The sequence below is a fragment of the Collinsella sp. HCP3S3_E11 genome, assembly GCF_052067375.1.
Classification (GTDB): Bacteria; Actinomycetota; Coriobacteriia; order Coriobacteriales; family Coriobacteriaceae; genus Collinsella.
Genome location: NZ_JBQHQI010000007.1, coordinates 93,652 through 100,039, shown reverse-complemented (window position 1 = coordinate 100,039; position 6,388 = coordinate 93,652). Strand labels below are relative to the sequence as shown.

Here is a 6,388-nt window from a genome sequence, read left to right as displayed (position 1 = left end):
ACGGTGAGCCCGGCGCCGCGAAGCGCCCTGGCCCTCTCCACCATTCTCCTACTGTATGCCATGCGGACTCCGTTCCGGACCTCAACGGTCCAACTTTTTGTCCGCAGTCCCTAACTAAAGGCAGAAGGGGGCTCCTTGCCAACAAGGAGCCCCCTTCATTCCAAAAAATCAGCCAAGTATCTAGACACCCAAGACGCCATCTAGGCGGCAAGCAAGTCAACATAGCCATGCCCGGGGCCGGCCGTTTGATTTTTGTAGATTCCGCACGAGCCGAAGGCCACTTAATGTGGCCTTCGAGCGAGCCCAGGACCTGACCGAGCAAAAATCAAACGGCCGGCCCCGGGCATGGCGACGAGATAGATTACCGAGCCGCCAAGATGGCGTCGATGAGCGTCAGTACGCCCCCGTCGTTGTTGCTCGGAATGCGCCACTTGGCGTGCGCATTCATATGCTCTTCGGCATTGTCCACGATAAAGCTATGCCCGACGCGCTCGAGCATGGGGATGTCGTTGTAGGTGTCGCCCACGGCGGCGGCATCGGCGATATCGATGCCCAAGTGCTCGCACAGGTGCGCGACGCCGGCGCCCTTGTCGACGCCCAGGTTCATAAAGTCGATCCACTCGCGCCCGGCGTTGGTGACGTAGAGCTTGTCCGAGAACGCGGGGTTATAGGTCTCGCGGAACGCAGGCTCGGCGTCGTAGGCGGGGAAGAAGATCGAAATCTTGTTGGACTCGAAATCAATGCCCTCAAAGCTGTCGACGTAGTTGATTGTGTTGTAGTAGACGCTGATCTCGTCGTGGTATTGATGGTCGCGGGCAAGCACGTAGAACTCGTCGAAGCAGCACAGGACGGGAACGGCGCGAGAATCCTCCGAGGCACGAGCGAGCACCTGTTGATACAGCGCCACATCGATGTTGCTCTTATAGATATAGTTGCCGCGATAGATGACGCAGGCTCCGTTGTCGGGACAAAAGGCGAGGCGGTTCTTGATGCCCTCGAACATCTCCTCGAGCTTGGGGGCGGGACGTCCGCTGGCGGGGCAGAATACGATGCCGGCTTCGGCGAGCTTGTCCAGGCGTTCGTCAAGGCCTTGCGGCAGCATGCGCTCGTCGGTCAGCAGCGTCTTGTCCATGTCGACGGCGATGAGCTTAATGTTTCCGATATTGGCGTCCGATTCGTAAGTTTGCATAAAACGCGCCTTTCGTTTCGAAATTGTTTCAGACGTTATAACCATCAACTCGTAATCAGGCGTATTTTCGCAGGAACGGAGCGTATTTGCACTGCATTTCACAAACTAATGAAAAAACTTTTCAGAAATTTGAATTTGTCGCTTGTGCAGCAGGCACTTTAGCGTAATATAGCGACCATCGAAAACGGAGACGGCAAAAGGGCCGCTTACCGAGGAAAAGGTACCGTTTGCGATATTAGAATTGCGCCCGGCGATAGGTGAAAGGAGAGGCAGATGCAGTTCGTAAAGATCATCACCACTGCAGACAATGCCATCCGACGCCAGCGCGCAATCTCCCGACGACGATAACAATCGTCTCTGTCCGCATGGGGCGAATTGCCTCAACAGAGTCATTTTAAGGTCGTTGGGTTTTGGCACGACATTGCTGCATGTTTCTAGGGCATGTATGTGCTGATTTTTGCTATTTAACCTGATATTGCACGGTACGTGACCTTGAAATGACTTGCAACTGACCGATGTTCTAACTAGCTATCAAGGGCGAAAGGAAACAGCCATGAGCAAGGAAAAAGTCGTTCTCGCATATTCTGGTGGACTTGATACATCCGTATGTGTCAAGTGGCTCCAGGACGAGAAAAATCTCGATGTCGTTTGCGTCTGCGGCAACGTGGGCCAGGAGGAGACCGGCCTGGATGCCAAGAAACAGAAAGCGCTCGACCTGGGCGTTCTTGATTGCCAGGTGCTCGACCTGCGCGATGAGTTCTCCGATGAGTTCCTGACCAAGGCCATCGCCGCAAATTCCATGTACGAGAATAAGTATCCGCTGCTTTCCGCTCTGTCTCGCCCGCTGCTCGCCAAGAAGCTTGTCGAGGTCGCCCACGAGTTTGGCGCGACCTACGTCGCCCACGGCTGCACCGGCAAGGGTAACGACCAGGTTCGTTTTGAGGCTGCCGTCAAGGCCCTCGACCCCGAGCTTAAGGTTATCGCCCCGGTTCGCGAGTGGGATCTGAAGTGCCGTCCCGACGAGGTCGCCTATGCTCATGCTCATAATGTGCCGGTTCCCGAGGGTGCCAACGACAACCCCTATTCCATCGACGACAACCTGTGGGGTCGTGCCATTGAGTGCGGCCACCTGGAGGATCCCTGGAACGAGCCGCTCAACGACGCCTGGGTTATGACCAAGAATCCCGAGGATACGCCTGACACCCCGACCTACACCGAGATTGAGTTTGAGGCCGGCAAGCCCGTCGCCGTCGACGGCAAGAAGATGAAGCTCTCCGAGATCGTCATCGCCCTCAACAAGATTTCGGGCGATAACGGCTTTGGTCGTCTCGACCTGGTCGAGGATCGTCTGGTGGGCCTCAAGAGCCGCGAGTGCTATGAGGTTCCCGGCGCCCTGACGCTTATCACCGCCCACAAGGCGCTCGAGGATATTTGCGTCGAGGGCGACCTGCTCAAGACCAAGATTAAGCTCGAGCAGGATTGGGCCACCGCCGTGTACAACGGCCAGTGGTACAGCCCGCTCAAAAACGCACTCGACGCCTTTATGGCCGATACCCAGAAGTTCGTGACCGGTACCGTTCGTCTGAAGTTCTTTAAGGGCAACTGCCATGTTGTCGGCCGCAAGAGCCCCTTCAGCCTCTATGACTACGGTCTGGCCACCTACGACCGCGACACCACGTTTGACGAGAAGGCCAGCGCCGGCTTTATCGAGATCGACACGCTGTCGCTCAAGACGTGGGCCAAGGTCCAGGGTCCCAGCTCTGCTGCCGCTCAGGCTTAAGTCTTTCTCCCTTGGTATCCGCGCGGCCCATCCGCGTGATACATAACGGGCGCATGGGGTCCCTACCTTTCGTTATGCTTGCTGACACTTCTTAACATCGGTGGCCCCTACATTCCGCCCGCATATATGATGCCGCGTCTGCGGCTGAGTCCGAGCCCCGCCGGGGTTGTCCGGCGGGGCTCCTTCTATCAATTTGGCGGCTCTGCGCCTATATATATCTGAGGAGTATCCATTATGTTCAATGCTATCGCGCACGCTTTACTTGCCCTCGCGTCCGAGTTCGATGCTGCAAAGGTCGAGGATGTCCCTATGAGCCTGAAGGCATGGATTGACGGCTCGGCGAGCAACGGCTGGCGGGAGTCGATGGGCGCCAAGTGCCTGGTGCGTCACTTCTTTGCAAATTAGCCACATGGTCTCGCGCACGGCGGGGAATGTGCAAAACTAGCGGTTGATAAATCGCTTTAGCGACATGGCGCTTTGCTTTGGGCGCTTGTTTTGGTATTTAGAGAAAGGGGACGGTTCCATGGCTCTTTGGGGCGGTCGTTTTGAGACGGGCGTGGCCGAGGTCACGCAGGAGTTTGGCGCGTCGCTGCCGGTCGACAAGCATCTCTATAAGCAGGATATCGCTGGCTCTAAGGCACATGCCAAGATGCTGGCGGCCCAAGGCATTATCAGTGCAAAGGACGAGCAGGCGATTGCCGAGGGTCTGACCGCAATCGAACAGGATATCGATGCCGGCAACTTTACCTTCGATATCAACGACGAGGACATTCATATGTCCATCGAAAGCGAGCTGACCCGTCGCATCGGCGAGGCGGGCAAGCGCCTGCATACCGGGCGTTCGCGCAACGACCAGGTGGCGACCGATACGCGCCTGGGCGTCAAGGCGCTGGCCAAGGAGCTCATGGAGGCCAATCTTGAGCTGCGCCACGTGCTGGTGGATGCGGCCAAACAGTACGACAAGGTGATTCTGCCGGGTTACACGCACATGCAGCATGCTCAGCCCGTGCTGCTGTCGCATCATCTGCTGGCGTATTCTTGGATGTTCGCGCGCGACTTTACACGCCTGAAGGCCGCCTTTGATGCTGCCGACAACTGTCCGCTGGGCGCTGCCGCGCTTGCCGGTACGAGCTATCCGCTCGATCGTCAGATGACGGCCGCCGAACTTGGCTTTGCGGGCGTGATTCCCAACTCGCTCGATGCGGTTTCCGACCGTGATTTCCTCCTCGACCTGCATTACGCCGGCTCCGTCATGGCGATGCACCTGTCGCGTCTTTCCGAGGAGATCGTGCTGTGGTCGAGCTCCGAGTTTGGCTTTATTACGCTTTCCGACTCGTATTCCACTGGCTCGTCCATCATGCCGCAGAAGAAGAACCCCGATTTTGCCGAGCTTATCCGCGGCAAGAGCGGCCGAGTCTATGGCAACCTGGTGCAGCTGCTCGTGACCATGAAGGGCCTGCCGCTCGCCTATAACAAGGACTTGCAGGAGGACAAGGAGGGCGCGCTCGATACCGCCCATACGCTCATGCAGTGCCTGTCCGTTATGGCCGGTATGATTTCGACCTGGACCGTCAACGAGGATGCCATGGCGCGCGAGTGCGGCGTGGGGCACCTTGCCGCCACCGATGTTGCCGATTACCTGGCCAAGCGTGGCCTGCCGTTCCGCGAGGCCCACGCCGTGGTGGGCCATTTGGTCCTGATGTGCGAGAAGCGCGGCTGCAATCTTGAGGACCTGCCGTTTGAGGTGTTCCAAGAGGCAAGCCCGCTCTTTGAGCACGACATTACCGAGGCGCTCGACATTCCGTCGATTGTCGCTGCACGCACGACCGAGGGCGGTACCGCCCCTGCCGCCGTTGCCGTGCAGCTGCAGCGTGCCCAGGCACAACTCGTTGCCGACGAAGGTGTGCTTGGATCGCTGACCAAGGTCGTCGAGATGGGCCACGGGGCAAAGTAAGGGTTTAGTTGAAGCGGCTCTGGCCATTTATTGATAAATCGTTTTTGCTTTTACGGGCGTCTGCTGCAGCGGACGCCCGTATTTTGTTGCAATGGGGAAGGGGCTTGTCGATAACTTCTGTAGGACCTTTGGGCAGGTTGTGAAGGGGCTACGTTCACGGGCGGCAACCGACCGTCCGCTCGGTTCGGTGCGGTTGATGCGCGGTCGGATGGTACTCTAATCGAGCTTCGAAACAGAAGTGACACATATGGAACGTTTTAATAAATTGTAGTGTTTCAATAAACAGTTTTTTGTTTAACTGCAGCTAAAACTCTGTTACGATGCAGTCCAGGCGGGTGCCGGAATGGGACTTGGGCACGCGCGAACCTACTTGAAAGGCTACCTTATGGCTATCGAGAAGACCTTCATCATGATTAAGCCCGACGCTGTGCGCGATCGCAAGATCGGCGAGATCGTCGCTCGCATTGAGCGTAGCGGCCTTGTCATCGAGCGCATGGAGATGACCACGCTCGAGCGTGCTACCGTCGAGGAGCACTACGCCCATCTGGCCGACAAGCCCTTCTTTGGCGATCTCTGCGACTTTATGACGAGCGGTCCGGTCGTCAAGATGGTCGTTTCCGGTCTCTCCGCTGTCTCCAAGATGCGCACCCTTATGGGCGCTACCAACCCGCTTGACGCTGCCCCCGGCACCATTCGCGGCGACTTCGCTGTCGATGTCAACGCCAACGTGATCCACGGCTCCGACTGCCTGGAGAACGCCGAGATCGAGATCAAGCGCTTCTTTGGCTAAACCAGCTTTGACTCCTCAAAGCTGTTAGCGTGTGGCTTTGGCGCCGCGGAATTCCATCCGCGGCGCCCTTTTTATTCCAGTAGATTTCTAGGTATATCCCAAAAATCTACTAAACAGCCCCCGTCCGGATGTTTCTTCCGGGCGGGGGCTGGCGTTAGCGTATGGCTTTGTAGGTCTTTAAGCCTCGTCGACGACCTTGAGTCCGCGGGTCTGGTCGATCTCGTTGATGAGATTGACGCGACGCTCGTGGCGGCCGCCCTCAAACTCGGCGTCGAGCCACTCGTCGACAATCATCTTGGCGAGCTCGGAGCCCACGACGCGGGCACCAAAGGCGAGCACGTTGGTGTTGTTGTGCATGCGGGAGAGCTTGGCGCTGAAGGGCTCGGAGCACACGACGGCGCGTACGCCCTCGACCTTGTTGGCAGCCAGGCTAATCCCGACGCCGGTGCCACAGATGAGGATGCCCAGGTCGACGTCGCCGTTGGCAACGGCCTTACCCACCTTGTAGCCGGCGATGGGGTAGTCAAAGCTCTCGGAGGTGTCGGTGCCAAAGTTCACGACCTCGCAGCCGCGCTCCTTCAGGTGCTCGGAGATGATGTTCTTGAGCTCGACGGCGGCGTGGTCGTTACCGATACCGATCTTCATGGATGCTTCCTCTCTGGTCTGTGCGGCGAG

6 protein-coding genes are annotated in these 6,388 nt (G+C 57.7%); 4 read left to right on the top strand and 2 right to left on the bottom strand.

What is annotated here, in order from left to right; genetic code table 11:
- Positions 1 to 361 precede the first annotated feature (361 nt).
- Entirely contained in the window at positions 362 to 1,189 is an 828-nt protein-coding gene (locus ACTM86_RS05985) for a Cof-type HAD-IIB family hydrolase (RefSeq protein WP_441016264.1), read from the bottom strand.
- Between the two features lie 553 nt (positions 1,190 to 1,742).
- Here ACTM86_RS05985 and ACTM86_RS05980 point away from each other — a divergent pair.
- The 4 genes from ACTM86_RS05980 (at position 1,743) to ndk (ending at position 5,713) form a co-directional block, all read left to right on the top strand.
- Positions 1,743 to 2,969 carry an argininosuccinate synthase gene (locus ACTM86_RS05980; protein WP_441016261.1) on the top strand — a complete coding sequence of 409 codons (1,227 nt, stop codon included), beginning with the start codon at positions 1,743 to 1,745 and terminating at the stop codon, positions 2,967 to 2,969.
- A gap of 234 nt (positions 2,970 to 3,203) precedes the next feature.
- Positions 3,204 to 3,374: a hypothetical protein gene (locus ACTM86_RS05975; RefSeq protein ID WP_427747768.1), complete on the top strand. Its 171-nt coding sequence runs from the start codon at positions 3,204 to 3,206 to the stop codon at positions 3,372 to 3,374.
- A gap of 118 nt (positions 3,375 to 3,492) precedes the next feature.
- A complete protein-coding gene (argH, locus tag ACTM86_RS05970; RefSeq protein WP_427747767.1) occupies positions 3,493 to 4,923 on the top strand; it encodes an argininosuccinate lyase in 1,431 nt (476 codons plus the stop codon).
- 385 nt (positions 4,924 to 5,308) lie between these two features.
- A complete protein-coding gene (gene ndk / locus ACTM86_RS05965) occupies positions 5,309 to 5,713 on the top strand; it encodes a nucleoside-diphosphate kinase (RefSeq protein ID WP_441016258.1) in 405 nt (134 codons plus the stop codon).
- A 177-nt stretch (positions 5,714 to 5,890) separates the two neighbouring features.
- Here ndk and rpiB read toward each other — a convergent pair whose 3' ends face one another.
- Positions 5,891 to 6,358, bottom strand: coding sequence for a ribose 5-phosphate isomerase B (gene rpiB / locus ACTM86_RS05960; RefSeq protein WP_427719257.1), 468 nt, complete (start codon positions 6,356 to 6,358; stop codon positions 5,891 to 5,893).
- Positions 6,359 to 6,388 lie beyond the last annotated feature (30 nt).

Coding starts and splice junctions, on each gene's coding strand:
- ndk (WP_441016258.1), top strand. CDS start 5,309: ATGGCTATCGAGAAGACCTTCATCATGATTAAGCCCGACGCTGTGCGC.
- ACTM86_RS05985 (WP_441016264.1), bottom strand. CDS start 1,189: ATGCAAACTTACGAATCGGACGCCAATATCGGAAACATTAAGCTCATC.
- argH (WP_427747767.1), top strand. CDS start 3,493: ATGGCTCTTTGGGGCGGTCGTTTTGAGACGGGCGTGGCCGAGGTCACG.
- rpiB (WP_427719257.1), bottom strand. CDS start 6,358: ATGAAGATCGGTATCGGTAACGACCACGCCGCCGTCGAGCTCAAGAAC.
- ACTM86_RS05980 (WP_441016261.1), top strand. CDS start 1,743: ATGAGCAAGGAAAAAGTCGTTCTCGCATATTCTGGTGGACTTGATACA.
- ACTM86_RS05975 (WP_427747768.1), top strand. CDS start 3,204: ATGTTCAATGCTATCGCGCACGCTTTACTTGCCCTCGCGTCCGAGTTC.